Origin of the sequence: Paenibacillus sp. MMS20-IR301 (assembly GCF_032302195.1) — a bacterium.
GTDB lineage: Bacteria > Bacillota > Bacilli > Paenibacillales > Paenibacillaceae > Paenibacillus_AQ.
On record NZ_CP135275.1, the window covers coordinates 5,769,246 to 5,788,283 of the forward strand.

Annotated in this window: 16 protein-coding genes, 1 tRNA gene and 2 rRNA genes; 4 read left to right on the forward strand and 15 right to left on the reverse strand. The window is 49.9% G+C overall.

Translation table 11 applies throughout. The annotated features are described in order from the left end of the window. Nucleotides 1-51: 51 nt before the first annotated feature. Nucleotides 52-327 carry a 4a-hydroxytetrahydrobiopterin dehydratase gene (locus tag LOS79_RS24615; protein ID WP_315413071.1) on the reverse strand — a complete coding sequence of 92 codons (276 nt, stop codon included), beginning with the start codon at nucleotides 325-327 and terminating at the stop codon, nucleotides 52-54. A 192-nt stretch (nucleotides 328-519) separates the two neighbouring features. Then, on the reverse strand, nucleotides 520-813 hold the full coding sequence (locus LOS79_RS24620; RefSeq protein ID WP_315413073.1) for a hypothetical protein: 294 nt from the start codon (nucleotides 811-813) through the stop codon (nucleotides 520-522). A 204-nt stretch (nucleotides 814-1,017) separates the two neighbouring features. Here LOS79_RS24620 and motA point away from each other — a divergent pair, with 204 nt between their 5' ends. Beyond that, entirely contained in the window at nucleotides 1,018-1,818 is an 801-nt protein-coding gene (gene motA, locus LOS79_RS24625; protein ID WP_315413075.1) for a flagellar motor stator protein MotA, read from the forward strand. Beyond that, complete coding sequence (motB, locus tag LOS79_RS24630; RefSeq protein WP_315413076.1) at nucleotides 1,802-2,632, forward strand: flagellar motor protein MotB; 831 nt, start codon at nucleotides 1,802-1,804, stop codon at nucleotides 2,630-2,632. Before motA ends, motB begins: the two co-directional genes overlap by 17 nt. A 101-nt stretch (nucleotides 2,633-2,733) precedes the next feature. Here the strand turns inward: motB and LOS79_RS24635 are convergent, their stop codons facing one another. Together LOS79_RS24635 and LOS79_RS24640 are read right to left on the reverse strand one after the other, a co-directional pair. Continuing rightward, nucleotides 2,734-3,435, reverse strand: coding sequence for a pseudouridine synthase (locus LOS79_RS24635; RefSeq protein WP_315422434.1), 702 nt, complete (start codon nucleotides 3,433-3,435; stop codon nucleotides 2,734-2,736). Further along, entirely contained in the window at nucleotides 3,422-5,752 is a 2,331-nt protein-coding gene (locus LOS79_RS24640) for an ATP-binding protein (RefSeq protein WP_315413077.1), read from the reverse strand. Before LOS79_RS24640 ends, LOS79_RS24635 begins: the two co-directional genes overlap by 14 nt. A 302-nt stretch (nucleotides 5,753-6,054) precedes the next feature. On the opposite strand from LOS79_RS24640, the gene tadA reads away from it, so the two are divergent. Next, nucleotides 6,055-6,564, forward strand: coding sequence for a tRNA adenosine(34) deaminase TadA (gene tadA, locus LOS79_RS24645; protein ID WP_315413079.1), 510 nt, complete (start codon nucleotides 6,055-6,057; stop codon nucleotides 6,562-6,564). Nucleotides 6,565-6,613: 49 nt separating this feature from the next. Then, entirely contained in the window at nucleotides 6,614-7,180 is a 567-nt protein-coding gene (locus LOS79_RS24650; RefSeq protein ID WP_315413081.1) for a GNAT family N-acetyltransferase, read from the forward strand. An 81-nt stretch (nucleotides 7,181-7,261) separates the two neighbouring features. Here the strand turns inward: LOS79_RS24650 and LOS79_RS24655 are convergent, their stop codons facing one another. From LOS79_RS24655 to LOS79_RS24705, 11 genes are all read right to left on the reverse strand, one after another. Further along, nucleotides 7,262-8,350: a DUF6612 family protein gene (locus LOS79_RS24655; RefSeq protein WP_315413083.1), complete on the reverse strand. Its 1,089-nt coding sequence runs from the start codon at nucleotides 8,348-8,350 to the stop codon at nucleotides 7,262-7,264. Between the two features lie 104 nt (nucleotides 8,351-8,454). Continuing rightward, on the reverse strand, nucleotides 8,455-8,607 hold the full coding sequence (locus LOS79_RS24660) for a small acid-soluble spore protein P (protein ID WP_315413085.1): 153 nt from the start codon (nucleotides 8,605-8,607) through the stop codon (nucleotides 8,455-8,457). Between the two features lie 12 nt (nucleotides 8,608-8,619). Next, nucleotides 8,620-8,961, reverse strand: a complete 342-nt coding sequence (locus tag LOS79_RS24665) for a hypothetical protein (protein ID WP_315413086.1) — start codon at nucleotides 8,959-8,961, stop codon at nucleotides 8,620-8,622. 142 nt (nucleotides 8,962-9,103) lie between these two features. Continuing rightward, a tRNA-Ser gene (locus tag LOS79_RS24670) sits at nucleotides 9,104-9,192 on the reverse strand. Between the two features lie 68 nt (nucleotides 9,193-9,260). Then, complete coding sequence (gene serS, locus LOS79_RS24675; RefSeq protein WP_315413087.1) at nucleotides 9,261-10,547, reverse strand: serine--tRNA ligase; 1,287 nt, start codon at nucleotides 10,545-10,547, stop codon at nucleotides 9,261-9,263. An 84-nt stretch (nucleotides 10,548-10,631) separates the two neighbouring features. After that, entirely contained in the window at nucleotides 10,632-11,216 is a 585-nt protein-coding gene (gene pdxT / locus LOS79_RS24680; RefSeq protein WP_315413088.1) for a pyridoxal 5'-phosphate synthase glutaminase subunit PdxT, read from the reverse strand. An 18-nt stretch (nucleotides 11,217-11,234) separates the two neighbouring features. After that, nucleotides 11,235-12,116 carry a pyridoxal 5'-phosphate synthase lyase subunit PdxS gene (gene pdxS / locus LOS79_RS24685; protein WP_315413090.1) on the reverse strand — a complete coding sequence of 294 codons (882 nt, stop codon included), beginning with the start codon at nucleotides 12,114-12,116 and terminating at the stop codon, nucleotides 11,235-11,237. 117 nt (nucleotides 12,117-12,233) lie between these two features. Beyond that, a complete protein-coding gene (locus LOS79_RS24690; protein ID WP_315422436.1) occupies nucleotides 12,234-13,595 on the reverse strand; it encodes a D-alanyl-D-alanine carboxypeptidase family protein in 1,362 nt (453 codons plus the stop codon). Nucleotides 13,596-13,793: 198 nt separating this feature from the next. Then, nucleotides 13,794-15,251, reverse strand: coding sequence for an IMP dehydrogenase (gene guaB / locus LOS79_RS24695; RefSeq protein WP_315413092.1), 1,458 nt, complete (start codon nucleotides 15,249-15,251; stop codon nucleotides 13,794-13,796). 389 nt (nucleotides 15,252-15,640) lie between these two features. Further along, a 5S ribosomal RNA gene (rrf, locus tag LOS79_RS24700) occupies nucleotides 15,641-15,757 on the reverse strand. A gap of 138 nt (nucleotides 15,758-15,895) precedes the next feature. Beyond that, a 23S ribosomal RNA gene (locus LOS79_RS24705) occupies nucleotides 15,896-18,821 on the reverse strand. Nucleotides 18,822-19,038: the final 217 nt, after the last annotated feature.

A 19,038-nucleotide genomic window follows, 5' to 3' on the forward strand; every position in this document is an offset into this window, starting at 1 on the left:
GGGCATTTTTATAGAACAGACATAGCTGCTTTTGGCATAGTTCTATAATCTTTAACGGTTCTTCTCGAAAGCATCATTAATTTCATAAGCCTGACGGATATCAAGCTTCTCCACATCTGCAGCCAGGCGCAGAATAACGGTCTTGTAATCAATCGTGATATGCGGGTGATGATCAAATGCCTCTGATATTGCGGCAACCTCGTCTACAAAAGCAATGCCCTTCATATATTCGCCAAACATATATTTGCGCACCATCGTATTCTGCTCCAGCCTCCAGCCGTCCAGCTTGCCGATCTGCTCCAGCAGTTCTTCCTCTGTATATTGCATTTTGTTCCCTCCCTACCTTAGTTGGCCCTCAAAATAAACATCCCTCAGCTTCTGAAGTCCAAGGGATGTGCCAGGCTAAAGATTTTTTTCGATTTAATGTATTCTCAAATCCCGGCGAATAGTACTTCTCACCTCAAGTTTAACATGGGCCGAGGGCTGCGGACAAACCCGGCTCCCGGGGACGCCTCCGTGCTACACCAGAACAACCGATGCCAGATCCTCATCACCGAGCAGAATATTGATCCGGTGTGTATCCTTATCGTACATGACAACTCCGCTTCCGACCTTGATTACAGGCTCATTGCCCAAGGCATAGAACAGATCCTCCGCAAGTGCTTCCCAAACCTCCTGCTTCGACTCCTCAGGCAGATTTGCCCACTCATCCGGCTCCATCTCAAAGAAAATATACCCGTCGGAAATCCGCCCGACCGCACCGGTCAAATCTGTTAATATTTCACTGTAATCTCTGCCATGCTTTACTCCCACGTCAATCACTCCGTTTTCTTCACTGATGAATAATAACTTACCTTATCTATTATAGCCGAAAAAATCACTTCACAAAAAAGGGAATGCTGTCGATAAATAAGAATATACGTAATTCGGTTACGTGCAGTGTGTCCCTCCGCGGTTCAAGGATGATTAACGCGGAATATCCGGATCACTTTCAATTCTCATGGACGAGGTGCATAAATGGAAATTTCAACAATACTAGGCTTAGTCTTTGGTCTAATCGCAGTAGTCTGGGGGATGGTACTCAAGCACGCTCCACTGACAAGCTTGAATAACCCGGCGGCCTATGTCATTATCTTTCTCGGTACGGCAGCGTCGATCTTCATGGCCTTTCCTATGTCTGAAGTCAAAAACTTCCCTAAACTAATAAAAATCCTTATTGTAAAGAAAAAAATGGTCGGCAAGGGCGAACTGATTACTATGTTTATGGAATGGGCCTCCATCACCCGCCGCGAAGGGCTGCTGGCTCTGGAATCCAATGTTGATCAGATCGAGGATGCCTTTCTCCGCAACGGCATGCGGATGATTATTGATGGTAACGACCAGGAATTTGTCCGCGATGTTCTTATGGAAGACATTCACGCTACGGAAGACAGACATAAGGCCGGAGCCCTGATCTTCTCGCAAGCCGGAATGTACGCCCCTACACTCGGGGTACTCGGGGCCGTTATCGGGCTGATTGCCGCCCTGGGGGATATGAGTAACATGGATGTCCTGGCCCACGCGATTGCCGGAGCATTCATTGCCACTCTGCTCGGTATATTCACCGGTTATGTAATGTGGCACCCGATGTCCAATAAGCTTAAGCGGATCTCCAAACGTGAGATTGAAGTCCGCCTGATGATGGTGGAAGGCCTCTTATCCATTCAATCCGGGGTATCCACTATAGCAATTAACCAGAAACTGTCCGTCTTCCTGACCCCGTCCGAACGTGCTAAGTTGAGCGAGAAAGAGGGTTCCGCAAATGAGCAAAAAGACTAGGCATGAGGAGCACGAAGAGCATGCCGATGAATCCTGGCTGCTGCCCTATTCCGACCTGATGACCCTGCTCGTTGCCTTGTTCCTCGTTATGTATGCCATGAGTGCCACTGATGCCCAGAAGTTTGAACAGATGGCCCAGGCCTTCAATTCAGCGCTTAGCGGCGGCGGCGGCGTACTGGAGTTCCGCTCGGACTCGCCTACCAGTACTCAACTCGACCAAGGTAATAAGGATAAAATGAATAATGTTATAGATAAAAATACAGGTACCGCCGAGATCTCCAAACTTCGTGCCAAAGAGCAGGAGGATCTGGAGAAGCTCAAGCAGCAATTCGATTCCTATATTAAGAAGAATGGCATGTCTGATCTGCTCAGTACCAAACTGAACCAGTCCCAGCTGATGATCACCATCAGCGATAATGCCCTGTTTGCTTCAGGACAGGCAGTGGTTAAGGATGAATCACGCCAGCTGGCCAAGTCTATCTCAACCATGCTGCAGCAGTTTCCCGATTATGATGTACTGGTGCAGGGGCATACAGATAACATCCCGATTTCCAACAGCATCTATTCCTCCAACTGGGATCTCAGTGTAGCCCGTGCTCTTCAGTTCATGAAGATCCTGCTGCTTAATCCCAATCTGGACCCGGTCAAGTTCAGTCCGATCGGCTATGGTGAATACCATCCTATTTCTGAGAACACAACAGCTGCCGGGCGCGCCAAGAACCGCCGTGTAGAAGTCTCGATTCTCCGTAAATATAAAGATGCTACAACTGAGACCACCGATATTTCTGATGTTCCTGCTGCTGCGGATAAATAATACCGTTAAACTTAGCTTATCATACAGAAAGAGCTGTTCCCTTGGCCCCTTTAATCGGCCTCCGGAACAGCTCTTTGTTTCATCGCCCGTTCACTTCAACTCTATAGCAGCTGGTAGTCCAGCATCGCTCCTAGCTCCTGCTTCTCCTGCGGTGACAGCTCACGCCATTCCCCGGTCTTCAGTGCTCCCAGGTGAATATTCATCACGCGGATACGCTGCAGACGTCTTACCTCGTAACCGAATGCGCTGCACATCCGGCGGATCTGCCGGTTTTTGCCTTCCGTCAGAATAATGCGGAAGACCCGCTCGCTGATTCGCGTCACTCTACACGGAAGCGTCTTGCTGCCCAGAATCTTCACACCGGTAGACATGCCTGTAAGGAAGGAAGGGGTGACCGGCCGGTCCACTGTAACTACGTACTCCTTTTCATGCCTGCCTTCTGCACGTAATATTTTGTTAACAATATCCCCGTCATTCGTCAGCAGAATTAATCCTTCTGAATCCTTGTCCAGCCGTCCGATCGGGAAGATGCGCTCTTCATGGCCTATGAAATCAACAATATTACCTTGAATATGGCCCTCTGTAGTAGAAGTAATCCCTACCGGCTTGTTAAGCGCAATATAAACGACCCTGCTGCCCGTTTCAAGGCGTTTGCCGTCTATCAGCACTATATCTCCAGCTTCCGCCTGGCTGCCCAGCAGAGCGGGCTCCCCGTTGATGGTCACCCTGCCCCCTTCGACCAGCTTGTCTGCTTCACGGCGTGAACAGTATCCTGTCTCACTGATGAACTTATTGATTCTCATGTTTGTCTTCACTCCGTTCTATAATCATGCCTGAAGGAAGATTATCTTCCCCTGCTTCAGGCAGCTTGATCATTACCTGAGCCCCCCGCCCATACTCACTGCGGATCTCCAGACTGCCTCTATGCGCCTGAATGATACGGTGGCTGACCATCAGACCCAGCCCCGTTCCCGACTCTTTATTCGTGAAGAAGGGCTCTCCCAGCTTCGGCAGCATCTCTTCAGGAACTCCGCCGCCTTCATCAGAAACGACGATCACCACAGAATCATTATGCTGGTGCTGCTCCAGGGTAATCGTCCCGCCCTCAGGCATAGCCTCAATAGCGTTTTTGATTACATTGATAAAGACCTGCTTCAGCTGGTTCTCCTCACAATGCACCATGGCCGGCACCTCTGAGAAATAAGTCGCGAATTCTATACCGAACAGATGGGCCTGGCTGTCCAGCAGTGAGATCACGTCACCCACAATATGCCGCAGATCCTTTTGCTGAAAATGCACGGCCTGCGGTTTGGCTAAGATCAGGAATTCGCTCACAATCAGATTAATCCGGTCCAGCTCAGAGAGCATCAGATCATTATGAAGCGGTACCAGAACCTTCTTCTCCTGCTGAAGCTGCAGAAACCCTCTTAAGGTTGTTAACGGATTGCGGATTTCATGGGCAACCCCCGCAGCCAGCTGGCCCACTGTAGTCAGCTTCTCCGACCGCCGTAGCAGCTCTTCAATCCGGTTGCGCTCCGTCATATCCCGTGAGACGTGCACGAATGACTGCGGCTGCCCGTCCTCATCACGGATCACCGAAGTGCTTACGCTGACTTCAACAATAGAACCGTCGCGCTTCAGCCTCACTGTCTCCACCGGCGGCAGAGTCGCCCCTTCCCTCAGCTGCCGCAGACGCGCCTCTTCCTGCTCTCTTACGGTAGCCGGAACGAGATACGGGGTCTTGATTGCTGCATCTGCGGCATTCCAGCCGTACAGCTCCTGAAACGCTTTGTTGGTACTGGTAATCCGGCCGTTCATATCGACGGTATGAATCGCATCGGAGGTGCTGTTGATCACGGATTCCAGATGCTCCTTAACCGCCCGGTTCTCTTCCAGTGTCTGCCCCAGCCGGTTGGTATGCTGCAGCAGATGTGAAGTCATGGCATTAATCCGGTGGGCAAGCTGCCCAAGCTCATCGCGGCTCTCTACATTCAGCGGAGGCTCGAACTTGCCTTTGGCTACATCATTCACCTTAGCCAGTATATCCTGAATCGGCCGGGTAATCAGACCCGCCATAATATAACTGGCCAGGAAGAAGACAATCAGCAGCAGCACCGAAGTGGTGATATTATTGGACAGCTGCTGCTTGATCACCGCTGATATTGTCCCGTAATCCATTACTACACCAACCACATAATCGGGGACTCCCGGTTGAGAGACTGGAATGAAGCTCTTAAGCACTCTTTTGCCCAGCGCCTCTGTGTCTAGTGTTACCGGCTCACCCTTATTCAACGCTTCCCGGATGGCAGCCTTATCAGCGGCTACATTGCCATACGCATAAGTCCCGTACTGGATCGGACGGTTGTGCAGCTTCCGGTTACCGGGGTCGCTGCCGTCCGGCATCATACTCGGTGAACCGAACGTCTTCGGATTAATCCCCGTTATCTCCAGAATTCCGGGATTCACCGCTCTGGACTCCTGGATAATTTCATCCGGATTCATGATTTTGACGTAATCACTAACCGCCGTGCTCCGGACATACGGATCTATGAGATAGTTGCTGCTCCCATCATAGTAGTAGCCCCATTTATCAATGTAGACCGGATTTGAGGTTGAATATTCAAACGGACCTGACCAGAAGTTCTCCAGTGACTGCCCCTGATCTACCGATACATTATGGCCCGCAAGCAGCTCCAATAGTGCCACATACCAAAAGCCCATGCCTTTTGTGGAAAGGCCAATCTCCGAGGGATCTGACGACTTGGCCACGACAATATCATTATCAGTCTTGACCAGCAGCGAAATATTAGACACACCAAGCCTGACGGCCAGCTCCTTCAGCTGCCCGTTCTCAATCTTCTCGATATCTGGATCAAGCTCATAGGATGCCAGAATTGCCGCGAGTCTCAGGTTCTGGGCAATTTTCTGCTCCACATACTTCGAACTGTAGCTGCTCTGTTCCACTGAAACTGCGACCTGCTTGGCGGTTATCAGCATATTGCTTATACTTTCATTACGCAGATTATTCCGCACCTCATATAAATTAAGCGTAAGGTTCAGAGCCAGAATCAGGAGTACAGAGCCAAAAATAATCGCTGATAGTTTTGTTTTTATGGACAAACTTATTGTTCACCTCTTATCCGCTGGTAAATCCTAGCGGGGCATTCATAAATATCATACCTTTTGCCCAACTATTTGAAAAGACATTTCAATCAAGCAAACGCCGGGGATATATTGAATTCTCCGGACAGTTTCTCTACAATAAATAAGCAGCCATCCACAGGTTGTGCACATATAAACATTTTGCCAAATAGTGATGTGAATAATTATGTGCATAACTCGCCACTTATCCACAGAGTTACCCACAGTTTGTTAAGAACGAATATTTGTTCGTTGTACAAGGGGCTATACCAGAAGGGAAGATGAATTTGAATATAGACTTTGAAGAGCTGACGGCTGATGTACAGGCCATTCATGAATACTGGATGAAAGAAGCAATAGGCGAAGCCCGCAAAGCGGAGGCGCTGGGTGAAGTGCCGATTGGTGCTGTTGTCGTCCATGAGGGCAAAATCATTGGCCGGGGTTATAATCTGCGCGAGACCACCCTGGATTCCACTGCCCATGCTGAAATGGTGGCTATCCGGGAAGCAAGCCGCACCCTTAATTCATGGCGTCTGCTCGGCTGCCAGCTCTATGTCACCCTGGAACCCTGCCCTATGTGTGCAGGAGCCATGGTGCAGGCCAGAGTTCCGCTTACCGTCTATGGGACCCCTGATCCCAAAGCAGGCTGTGCAGGAACCTTGATGAATCTGCTGGAGGAGTCACGTTTTAACCACCGGACCGAGGTTATTCAAGGGGTGCTGCAGGAAGAATGTGCGGAGCTGCTGACCTCCTTCTTCCGCCGGCTGCGGCAGCGTCCGGCCAAGCTCTAGATCATGAGGGATTTGCACACTGATACTTTTGTCATGAGGAGGATTCTCTATGTCTTACAAGCTGTACGATACTGCACAGGGAATCTATCTCTCCCTGCTGCAGCTTACCGATGCCGAAGATCTGCTGAGCCTGCGCCTGCACAACCGCAAAGAGCATCAGCAGTTCGAGCCTTTGCGCGACAATGACTACTTCACCCTGGACAGCCAGCGGCAGCTGATTGCCCAGCGGATAGAGGATTCCCGGCAGGATAACGCTTATATGTTTGGCATCTATCTGCTTAGCGGTGAGCTGATTGGCCAGATTACGATTTCTAACGTTGTGCGGGGCGTCGGACAATTTGCCGACATCGGTTATCTCATTGACCACAGCCAGCAAGGAAAAGGCTATACTACTGCAGCTGTGCAGCTGATTCTGAAATATGCTTTCCGCTCCCTGGGGCTTCACAGGCTGCAGGCTGCAATCCTGCCGCATAATAACGGCTCCCGCAGAGTACTGGAGAAGAACGGTTTTCAGGCAGAAGGGCTGGCCCGCCGGTTCATTAAGATTAACGGAGAATGGCAGGATCACCGCACTTACGCTATTCTGGCCGAAGATGTCCTTACCCGTGAAGAGTAGCCAGCGGCTTCAGCGCTGCAGCAAAAAACCCGTATAAGCGAAGATTCGCTCATACGGGTTTTTGTACAGCTTCAGATGAAATTAATAAGTACCCGAAACCCCAAACTGCTGCTGCAGTTCTTCAAGAGTAATTACGTCATCCCCCTGCGGAATACCAATCTGGAAGGTCTGCTTTTCATTAATCTTGCTGTATTGGTTGCTTGCAGTCAGAGACATAGCGACATTCTCGCCTGACTCCGGATCATTCACCTTAATGTCCATCAGCATATCCTGATAGACAGGGAAGTTATCCTTATTAATGGCCGTATTGAGATGGAACTGGTTAATGGTCAGATAGTTGCCCAGATCAGCCAGACCCTTATCAAAATCTGCACGGGCCTCACCTGACTGCAGCTCTTCCTTCGCCTTAGTCAAATCAGCCGCATCAATCTGCAGCAGATCCTTATATTCTTCTTTGCCCAGTACGTCGATAATCTTAGGCAGCGCATTATTCACCAGAATGGTAAGCGCCTCTTTGATATTATCATTCGTTACCTGGAACTGAACGACCTGCTTCGCTTCCACGCCCTCAGGCAGTCCCGCTTCCTTAGGTTTGATCTCGTTGAAGTACTTCTCTTCGTCATACTCAGCCAGAAGTGTGCTCACCACTTCATTAGACAGCTGCTGTACCTTCTGTGTATCTAGGGCAGCAGGATTGAACTCGGCTCCTTCCTGCTCTGCCAGCTCCTTCAGATCTACTTCTACAAACTTGCCTACAACGGTCTCCGGAAGCGGCAGGAACGGAATGGATGGTACTTTAACATACAGCTTCTCGGCTGTCATGACCATCGGTATGGTGAAGGACATCGCCATATCACCCTTCAAATTCAATACCATCGTCAATTCAGTCTGCATCGGCTCTGCCTGGTACACTCCATCGACAGTGAGCTCTGCGTTCTTAAGCATACTGAGGATCTGTCCTGTCGTAGCATCCGCTTCTCCTGCGCTTGCATCGATAGTCAGATCATTTACAGTAAGCTTGCTTTTCATTTCATATGAAGTCATTGCTGTAACTTTGGCAGCAGCTGCGGTTAATGCTTCTTTCGGCGCATCCTGCTTGGCACATCCGGGCAACACGACTGCTGCAGCAAGCAGCAATGCGGCAGCGGATAACCCCCATCTTTTATTCATTATTGTTCTCCTCTCCCATGTGAAGAATTTCTTTCCCCTCCCTAATGATAAACCATTTGGCAAATTTGAGAAACATTTCTCTTCATTTTCATCCTGCAGCTTACTTAGCCTTGAGGGTTATTATGGTCCACATGGTTAGCCTGCTTCACCTTTTTCGATCCGGACAACGGTTCAGGCCCGGAAGAATGATGCTCTTTACGGGGCCCTTGATTATCCTGCGGCACCCCTGGTACAGCCATACTCTTTGGTTTACTCATTCTGTTCGCCTCCTATGGATTAGTTAAGCCTTGAAGCGCCTGAGCGCATTCATGGATCTGCCGGGTATACTGCTGTGCCAAAAGCTGTACAGCATCCGCACGTTCATCTGCAACACGCCCGTCCTGCTCTACATCAAGTAAATCTACTGCCACTTCACGGCTATCCACATAAGTGCAGCGGAAATCCAGTGAATATCCCTGATGCCCGGCTGCATTGAAGTGAATAAGCAGACTGTGCTGATCTGCCGCATCCCCCTGTACATTAAAGCTGTCTCCGCTCTCCATCATTTCAGGCAGACGCTCCTGCCAGGCGTTCACCAGACTTTGCTGATCTACTTGTAATTGTCGGTCCATCTTGATTATCAGCCTCCTTCTCTAATACATTGCGGAGAAAGAGCACTTTTTATTCCCGCTGGATCAGGTTCCAGATAAAACAAAAAAAGCCGCCTCCTTAAGGAGAACGGCTTCTATCATCTAAGCTTTAGTTGTAAAGGAATGGCGGAGAGGATGGGATTCGAACCCATGTGGGCTTGCACCCTAACGGTTTTCAAGACCGCCCCGTTATGACCGCTTCGGTACCTCTCCATTGCATCTAAATTTCACAAGCATTAGTAATTATATCATGCTGTGCGAGCTAAATGCAAGGGTAGCGATTAAACTTTTTGCGGGCTGATCGATTTCACATTACGCATGTACGGCTGCAGGCATTCCGGGATCAGAACACTGCCGTCCTCCTGCTGATAGTTCTCCAGAATAGCTGCCACCGTACGGCCTACGGCCAGTGCTGAACCGTTAAGGGTGTGCACGAACTCCGGCTTGGATTTAGCCTCTTTGCGGAAGCGGATATTCGCCCGGCGGGCCTGGAAGTCCTCTGTATTAGAGCAGGAGGAGATTTCACGGTACATTCCGCTCTCAGGCAGCCATACTTCTAAGTCATAGGTCTTGGCTGACGTGAAGCCCATATCTGCCGTACACAGCAGCAGTACACGGTATGGCAGTCCCAGAAGCTGCAGCACACGTTCAGCATCGGCTGTCATCTTCTCCAGCTCTTCATAAGAGGTCTCCGGACTGGCAAGCTTCACAAGCTCCACCTTATTGAATTGATGCTGGCGGATCAGGCCGCGCGTATCGCGTCCTGCAGAGCCGGCTTCTGAACGGAAGCAGGAGCTGTAGGCTACATGGTACTTCGGCAGGTCGCCAGCCGTCAGAATCTCTTCACGGTAATAGTTCGTCACAGGTACTTCCGCAGTCGGAATCAGATAATATTCTGTATCCCGCAGCTTGAACAGATCCTCTTCAAATTTCGGCAGCTGGCCCGTTCCATACAGGCTGTCCTTGTTAACGATATAAGGAGGCAGCATTTCTCCATAGCCATGCTCTTCACTATGCAGATCCATCATGAAATTGATCAGGGCACGCTCAAGTCTGGCTCCCAAGCCTTTATAGAAGACAAACCGCGAGCCCGTTACTTTGGCTGCCGCTTCAAAATCAATGATATCAAGCTGCTGTGCCAGCTCCCAGTGTGATTTCGGAGTGAAGCCGAATTCTCTTGGCTGTGCCCAGCGGCGGACTTCAACATTATCCTCCTCGGACTTGCCCACCGGTACTGATTCATGCGGAATATTCGGAATGCTCATGGTCAGTTCATCAATCTGAAGCTCCAGCTCACGCACTTCATCATCCAACTCTTTAATCCGGTCGGAAACCGTACGCATCTCTGCGATCAGATCATCAGCAGGCTCACCATTCTTCTTCTTTTTCGCTACATCACCGGACACGGTATTCCGGCGGTTCTTAAGCCCTTCTGTTTCCTGAAGCAGTTCGCGGCGGCGCAGATCCAGCGGCGGGAAGCCGGCGATCAAATCAAGTGATTTACCTCTTTTGTTAAGCGCCTCTTCAACTCTGGCGTAATCACTGCGCAATACTTTAACATCTAACACAAAGTTTCCCTCCTGAAAACAGCCCAAACTCTTTCAAAATGCCGTTACAGCTTTGAAAGAGTCAAGATGTCCTTATATGCAGTTCTATTGGTTGGCTGCGATACTGTCCTCTACCATGCCGGTAAAATATTGATGCAGCCTGTAATCATCAGTCAATTCCGGATGGAAAGAGGATACGAGCAGATTCCCTTGGCGTGCGGTGACAATCTCATCCTTATACACAGAAAGCACCTCAACGTCCGGACCTACCTCATTAATGAGCGGAGCACGAATAAATACCGCACGCACCAGCTCATTGATTCCTTTAACCTCCAGATCACATTCAAAGCTTTCCCGTTGACGGCCAAAGGCATTCCGGGCAACCGTAATATTCATCAGCTCCAGATGACCGGGTTCGCCTCCGGCAATTCTCTCCGCCAGAACTATCATTCCGGCGCAGGTCCCGAAGATCGGCTTCCCCTGGGCCGCGAATTCACGTATAGCTTCAATAAAGCCATATTTGCGCATTAATTTGCCAATCGTTGTACTCTCGCCGCCGGGTATAATCAGACCCTCGACCTCGGCGAGCTGCTCTATACGTTTAATGGGCAGACCCAGTGCACCTGTCTTCTCAATACTGACAATATGCTCTGTAACAGCGCCTTGCAGCGCTAACACACCTATTCTCATCGGGAAGCCTTCTCTCTATTAACGGCCGCGTTCCGACATCCGTTCAGCCGGTGACAACGTAGCGATATCAATGCCCTTCATTGGAGTGCCCAGATTCTTCGACACTTCAGCAATCAGCTTATAATCTGTAAAATGGGTTGTGGCTTCTACAATGGCCCGGGCAAACTTCTCCGGGTTATCCGATTTGAAGATACCGGAACCGACGAATACGCCATCAGCACCCAGGTGCATCATCAGCGCAGCATCCGCTGGTGTAGCCACGCCGCCGGCAGCAAAGTTAACTACAGGCAGCTTACCCAGCTGGTGTACCTCAAGCAGCAGCTCATAGGGCACTCCGAGCGTCTTAGCTTCATTATATAGCTCGTCCAGTGAAAGACCTGTTACCTTGCGGATCTGACCGTTAATGTAGCGCATATGACGGACAGCTTCAACGATGTTACCCGTTCCCGGCTCGCCTTTAGTACGGATCATGGAGGCTCCCTCATTGATCCGGCGCAATGCTTCACCAAGATCTTTCGCCCCGCATACAAAAGGAACTGTAAATTCGCGTTTATTGATATGGAATACTTCATCGGCAGGAGTAAGAACTTCACTCTCATCCAAATAGTCAACGCCCAGAGATTCGAGAACCTTGGCTTCCACATAATGACCAATCCGTGCCTTCGCCATTACAGGAATACTGACTACCTTAAGTACCTCTTCAACGATGGTAGGGTCAGCCATCCGGGCTACACCACCTGCAGCGCGGATATCTGAGGGTACACGTTCCAGAGCCATAACTGCCACTGCACCCGCTGCCTCAGCAATTTTTGCCTGCTCTGCATTCATGACGTCCATAATGACGCCGCCTTTTTGCATTTCTGCCATACCTCTTTTTACTCGCGATGTTCCTGTTTCCATATTTAGGCCTCCCGGTTGAACTATCCTAATCTAACTTGTAATTTTACCGTAAGGCGTCGAGATACACAACCCATTTACTGGGATTTGTCTGCATTACAGCAACAGAAATTTCTAAAGCTAGAACAAGTTCTTAATTCCTTTAAAAAGATCACCGAAAAACTCACCAATCGCCCGCATCAGCAGCTTAAACCAGCCTGCCTTCTCTGCTTCTTCAGCAGTAATCAGGTTAACGGTCTTCTCCTGAACCAGCGTCATCCCTTCGATCTGGTAAGAGTAACTAACCTTACCTACCTTGCTGGCTCCGGCGATTGGAGCGACTAAGGTTGCCGGGTCATTGGTTTCTACAGTTGTAGTAATCTGCGGGGATACAGTTCCTTTTGGTACAATGAAGGTTACACCCGCATCAGTCACCACAGATACTTCTTTATTCTTGCCTTTCAGAACAGGTACAGTTTCGGTTCCGGCAATTACAGCCTTCGGTGCTACCACCTGTTTGATTTCAAAATTGTTAAAACCGAAGTCAAGGACCTTCTTCGTTTCCGTGAAGCGGTGGGCTTCCGAGTCGGCTCCCATAACTACGCTAATCAAACGCATCCCGTCACGCACAGCGGTTCCTGTAAAGCAGTTGCCGGCATTGGTGGTATGCCCTGTCTTAAGTCCGTCCAGACCGGGATATGCATATGCTTTGAAGTTAGGGATATCCTTATTAGCTTCCAGCATCCAGTTGTAGTTAATCATCGGCTTGGTATCGCGCTCACGGAATTTGTAGGATTGGATCGTTGTAAATTCTGTGAAGTCTGGATGGTCAGTTACTATATATTTGGCAAGGGTAGCTGCATCCAGTGCAGACATAACCGTCTCGCGTTCCTCTTTAGGCTGATATTTAGCAGGCATATCCGCACGGTCAAGGCCGGTGGAGTTAATGAAATAAGCTGTCTTCATCCCCATCTTCTGGGCCGTCTCATTCATCAGTGTCACAAATTGCTGTTCAGAGCCGGACACAAGTTCGGCCAAAGCAACTGTAGCATCATTAGCCGAACCTACTGCCATAGCTATGTACAACTCTCTAACAGTATGTTCATCACCCTGTGCCAAATATATCCGTGAACCGGTCTGCTTTGCGGCATTCTCCTGAATAATGACCTTCTGATCCCAGGATATCTGTCCGCTATTCACAGCTTCCGTTACAAGATATTCGGTCATCATCTTGGTCATACTCGCCGGAGGCATAGGCTGATCAGCATTGAGTGACATCAGGACCTCACCTGTAGTAGGCTCAATCAACACTGCAGATTTCACATTCAGTCCCAGCGATTCCACGCTTGGAATCTTGGCGGCAGCCGTAGCCGCAGCAGGGGTGCTGGCGGCAGTAGTGCCTGCTTCTGTTGTAACCGGAGTCTTAACCTCATCGGCCCATACTACTGAACTTACAGGAGAAGCTAACATATTTAAAAGCAGACCTACCGTCGCTGTCTTCATCACAAGTTGCTTATTACTTAGTTTCCGCTTGTACTTCAATGATTACTACTCTCCTTTAATTCTCATATTATTGCTTGTTCTATTCTAACACAGGGGTATCTGCAAAAAAAGACAGGCCGGACGAATTTAGTCCTGCCTGCCTGTAATAACCGCAAATATATTCTTTCTGTTAGGTTGAAAAATGCGGATCTTCCCCGATTACAGGGAATAGTTCGGCGCTTCTTTGGTAATCTGTACATCATGCGGGTGGCTCTCGCGAAGACCAGCGCCGGTGATGCGGATAAATGCCGTATCATTACGCAGTTCTTCAAGCGTCTTCGTGCCGCAGTATCCCATACCGGAGCGAAGTCCGCCGATTAATTGATGAACAGTATCAGACAATGGTCCTTTAAAAGCAACACGGCCTTCAATCCCTTCAGGAACCAGCTTCTTGTCATCATCCTGGAAGTAACGGTCCTTACTTCCCTGCTTCATAGCACTCATACTGCCCATACCGCGGTATACCTTAAATTTACGTCCCTGGTACAGCTCTGATTCTCCCGGGCTTTCTTCGGTTCCGGCAAACAGGCTTCCCATCATTACGGCCGATGCACCAGCAGCAATCGCTTTGGTAATCTCACCTGAATACTTAATTCCGCCGTCAGCAATGATCGGCACCCCATACTCACGCGCAACTGTTGCACAGTCATAAATAGCTGTGATCTGCGGTACCCCGATACCTGCGATAACACGGGTAGTACAAATTGAGCCTGGTCCGATACCCACCTTCACAATAGAAGCTCCGGCTTCAATCAGATCGCGGGTAGCTTCGCCAGTAGCTACATTACCAGCAACAATTGTAAGATCAGGATACTGGGCGCGCAGCTTGCGTACGGCTTCAAGAATATTAATATGATGTCCGTGTGCTGAATCCACTACAAGCAGATCGGCACCTGCATCAACCAATGCCTTTGCACGTTCTTCTGCATCCTTGGAGATACCGATAGCTGCACCCACCAGCAAGCGGCCCTGTGCATCTTTAGCCCCGTTAGGGAACTGGATGGCCTTCTCGATATCCTTAATGGTAATAAGGCCTTTAAGAATATTATCCTCATCAACCAGTGGCAGCTTCTCAATCTTATGACGCTGCAGCATTACTTCTGCTTCCTGGAGTGTTGTACCAACCGAAGCGGTTACCAGGTTATCACGGGTCATATATTCACTGATCGGAGCACTATAATCATGGATAAAGCGCATATCACGGTTTGTAATAATGCCGACCAGCTTGTTATTATCATCAACTACAGGAACGCCGGAAATACGGTATTTCCCCATAAGACGTTCTGCATCGGATACCAGATGATCCGGAGTGAGGGAGAAAGGATTGGTGATTACGCCACTTTCGGAACGCTTAACTCGGTCCACTTCCCCGGCCTGCTGCTCCACAGACATATTCTTGTGAATAATGCCGACCCCGCCTTCACGGGCGATAGCTATGGCCATAGCAGCTTCTGTAACAGTATCCATACCGGCACTGATCAGCGGAATATTGAGCTTCACGTTGTTACTCAGTACTGTGGAAAGGTCCACTTCCTTCGGCAGCACCTCAGATTTACGCGGCACCAGCAGTACATCATCAAAAGTCAATCCTTCTTTACCAAACTTATCTTCCCACACCTGGGTCATTCCTCCTCGAATATCTGTTTTCTAACCGCCCGCAAACTTTATAAATGAAGAAACCCCGGTTCGAGTCCATATCGGATAGACACTGGAATAAACGGCGAAGTTATGCATAATTCATATCTTCAGTTAAGGTTTGAGATGCATGTCCAAAAATATATTAGAGCTATCTTAGCAAAGCGTTTTTGGCCTGTCAAGAATATTACATCACCCTGGGAAGGGTTTATGTAATCAACCTTCCGGTAAGCGAATTCTTGGACTACAGTCCGTCTAGAGCGGACACTTCATACTTCAGACTGGTGTGTAAGGATCAAACTTCCAGTTTCATTCACTGCATAAAAATACACAAAAAAGCCATTGTCGATTGCTCAACAATGGCTTCGTGTGCTTGGCGGCGTCCTACTCTCCCAGGACCCTTCGGTCCAAGTACCATCGGCGCTGGAGGGCTTAACGGTCGTGTTCGGGATGGGTACGCGTGGAACCCCTCCGCTATCGCCACCAAACATGATTTTTGCGCTGCGTTGACTCCTGCGAAATCACTCCCGCAAAATATCAATCCTCAGAAAGGACATGCAGCTTAAAATCGTTCAGGTCTTAATCGCCTGAAAACTGAATCCGAAACGAATCTGCGAATTAATTCTTTGGATAAGCCCTCGACCGATTAGTATTGGTCAGCTCCATGCATTGCTGCACTTCCACCTCCAACCTATCTACCTCGTCGTCTTCAAGGGGTCTTACGTATTGGGAAATCTCATCTTGAGGGGGGCTTCACGCTTAGATGCTTTCAGCGCTTATCCCGTCCGTACGTAGCTACTCAGCCATGCTCCTGGCGGAACAACTGATGCACCAGCGGTACGTCCATCCCGGTCCTCTCGTACTAAGGACAGCTCCTCTCAAATTTCCTGCGCCCACGACAGATAGGGACCGAACTGTCTCACGACGTTCTGAACCCAGCTCGCGTACCGCTTTAATGGGCGAACAGCCCAACCCTTGGGACCTACTTCAGCCCCAGGATGCGATGAGCCGACATCGAGGTGCCAAACCTCCCCGTCGATGTGGACTCTTGGGGGAGATAAGCCTGTTATCCCCAGGGTAGCTTTTATCCGTTGAGCGATGGCCCTTCCATGCGGTACCACCGGATCACTAAGTCCGACTTTCGTCCCTGCTCGACTTGTAGGTCTCGCAGTCAAGCTCCCTTATGCCTTTGCACTCTGCGAATGATTTCCAACCATTCTGAGGGAACCTTTGAACGCCTCCGTTACTCTTTAGGAGGCGACCGCCCCAGTCAAACTGCCCGCCTGACACGGTCCCCGTACCCGTTTAGGGTACCAGGTTAGAACCTAGATACGATCAGGGTGGTATCCCAACGGCGCCTCCGCAGAAGCTTGCGCTCCTGCCTCACCGGCTCCCACCTATCCTGTACAGATCGTACCCAAATTCAATATCAAGCTGCAGTAAAGCTCCATGGGGTCTTTCCGTCTTGTCGCGGGTAACCTGCATCTTCACAGGTATTAAAATTTCACCGGATCTCTCGTTGAGACAGCGCCCAAGTCGTTACGCCATTCGTGCGGGTCAGAATTTACCTGACAAGGAATTTCGCTACCTTAGGACCGTTATAGTTACGGCCGCCGTTTACTGGGGCTTCGGTTCATAGCTTCGGGTTACCCCTAACCACTCCCCTTAACCTTCCAGCACCGGGCAGGCGTCAGCCCGTATACTTCGCCTTACGGCTTCGCACAGACCTGTGTTTTTGCTAAACAGTCGCTTGGGCCTTTTCACTGCGGCCCCCTCGGGCTATTCACCCTACCGAGGCACCCCTTCTCCCGAAGTTACGGGGTCATTTTGCCGAGTTCCTTAACGAGAGTTCTTCCGCGCGCCTTAGAATTCTCTTCTCGCCTACCTGTGTCGGTTTGCGGTACGGGCACCTTCTCCTGGCTAGAGGCTTTTCTTGGCAGTGTGAGATCATGACCTTCGCTACTGTAATTTTCGCTCCCCATCACAGCCCAGCCTTACGGTGTGCGGATTTGCCTACACACCAGCCTCACTGCTTAGACGGACATCCATCAGTCCGCGTCACTACCCTCCTGCGTCACCCCATCGCTCATAGCGGATTACGGTGGTACAGTAATTTCAAACTGTTGTCCTTCGACTACGCCTGTCGGCCTCGCCTTAGGTCCCGACTTACCCTGAGCGGACGAGCCTTCCTCAGGAAACCTTGGGCTTTCGGCGGATCAGATTCTCACTGATCTTTTCGTTACTCATACCGGCATTCTCACTTGTGTAGTGTCCAGCGCTCCTTACGGTACACCTTCAACCCCTACACAACGCTCCCCTACCCCTGATGCAAAGCATCAAGCCATAGCTTCGGTGGTGTGTTTAGCCCCGTTACATTTTCGGCGCAGAGTCACTCGACCAGTGAGCTATTACGCACTCTTTAAATGGTGGCTGCTTCTAAGCCAACATCCTGGTTGTCTGTGCAACTCCACATCCTTTCCCACTTAACACACACTTGGGGACCTTAGCTGATGGTCTGGGCTGTTTCCCTTTTGACAATGGATCTTAGCACTCACTGTCTGACTCCCGGCAAGAAGGTAATGGCATTCGGAGTTTGACTGAGCTTGGTAACCCTTGCGGGCCCCGCACCCAATCAGTGCTCTACCTCCATCACTCCATTCACCGAGGCTAGCCCTAAAGCTATTTCGGGGAGAACCAGCTATCTCCGAGTTCGATTGGAATTTCTCCGCTACCCCCACCTCATCCCCGTATTTTTCAACATACGTGGGTTCGGGCCTCCAGTGCGTGTTACCGCACCTTCACCCTGGACAGGGGTAGATCACACGGTTTCGGGTCTACGTCCACATACTCAGTCGCCCTATTCAGACTCGCTTTCGCTGCGGCTCCGGCTTCTCACCTTAACCTTGCATGTTAAACGTAACTCGCCGGTTCATTCTACAAAAGGCACGCCATCACCCATAGATCGGGCTCTGACTTTTTGTAAGCACACGGTTTCAGGTTCTATTTCACTCCCCTTCCGGGGTGCTTTTCACCTTTCCCTCACGGTACTGTTTCACTATCGGTCGCCAGGTAGTATTTAGCCTTAGCAGATGGTCCTGCTGGATTCATACGGGGTTTCACGTGCCCCGCACTACTCGGGATCCGTCTCGGAGAGAACACAGTTTAGGCTACAGGGCTTTTACCTCTATCGCGGGCCTTTCCAGACCTCTTCACCTACCATATTCCTTTGTAACTCCATGTGAGACGTCCCACAACCCCAAGAGGCAAGCCCCTTGGTTTAGGCTGTTCCGCGTTCGCTCGCCGCTACTGACGGAATCACTATTGTTTTCTCTTCCTCAGGGTACTTAGATGTTTCAGTTCCCCTGGTCTGCCTCTGCACACCCTATGTATTCAGGTATGAGTAACTGTGCATTACCACAGCTGGGTTTCCCCATTCGGACACCCCCGGATCAAAGCTTGCTTACAGCTCCCCGAGGCAGTTTCGTTGTTCGCCACGTCCTTCGTCGGCTCCTGGCGCCTAGGCATCCTCCGTGTGCTCTTATTAGCTTAACCAACGCTCCGGTGTTTCGCTTGTTTGCTCATCTTGTTTTGAATGACGCCTCCGGATCACTCCGTATGCTAGATCATTCAAAGCCAAAGGTCGCTGCACAATCGAAAACCTTCGCTATTCATCAACTAATAACTATTTCAACTTGCTTACACAAGTTTCAGCTAAAAGATGTTCTAAAACGCAAATTCGTTTCGGTATCCAGTTTTCAAGGATCAAGTC

What these genes read in the sequence shown, in the direction of transcription:
- LOS79_RS24615 (WP_315413071.1), bottom strand. Translation starts at nt 327, where the DNA reads ATGCAATATACAGAGGAAGAACTGCTGGAGCAGATCGGCAAGCTGGAC.
- motA (WP_315413075.1), top strand. Translation starts at nt 1,018, where the DNA reads ATGGAAATTTCAACAATACTAGGCTTAGTCTTTGGTCTAATCGCAGTA.
- motB (WP_315413076.1), top strand. Translation starts at nt 1,802, where the DNA reads ATGAGCAAAAAGACTAGGCATGAGGAGCACGAAGAGCATGCCGATGAA.
- LOS79_RS24635 (WP_315422434.1), bottom strand. Translation starts at nt 3,435, where the DNA reads ATGAGAATCAATAAGTTCATCAGTGAGACAGGATACTGTTCACGCCGT.
- tadA (WP_315413079.1), top strand. Translation starts at nt 6,055, where the DNA reads ATGAATTTGAATATAGACTTTGAAGAGCTGACGGCTGATGTACAGGCC.
- LOS79_RS24650 (WP_315413081.1), top strand. Translation starts at nt 6,614, where the DNA reads ATGTCTTACAAGCTGTACGATACTGCACAGGGAATCTATCTCTCCCTG.
- LOS79_RS24655 (WP_315413083.1), bottom strand. Translation starts at nt 8,350, where the DNA reads ATGAATAAAAGATGGGGGTTATCCGCTGCCGCATTGCTGCTTGCTGCA.
- LOS79_RS24660 (WP_315413085.1), bottom strand. Translation starts at nt 8,607, where the DNA reads ATGAGTAAACCAAAGAGTATGGCTGTACCAGGGGTGCCGCAGGATAAT.
- LOS79_RS24665 (WP_315413086.1), bottom strand. Translation starts at nt 8,961, where the DNA reads ATGGACCGACAATTACAAGTAGATCAGCAAAGTCTGGTGAACGCCTGG.
- pdxT (WP_315413088.1), bottom strand. Translation starts at nt 11,216, where the DNA reads ATGAGAATAGGTGTGTTAGCGCTGCAAGGCGCTGTTACAGAGCATATT.
- pdxS (WP_315413090.1), bottom strand. Translation starts at nt 12,116, where the DNA reads ATGGAAACAGGAACATCGCGAGTAAAAAGAGGTATGGCAGAAATGCAA.
- LOS79_RS24690 (WP_315422436.1), bottom strand. Translation starts at nt 13,595, where the DNA reads ATGAAGACAGCGACGGTAGGTCTGCTTTTAAATATGTTAGCTTCTCCT.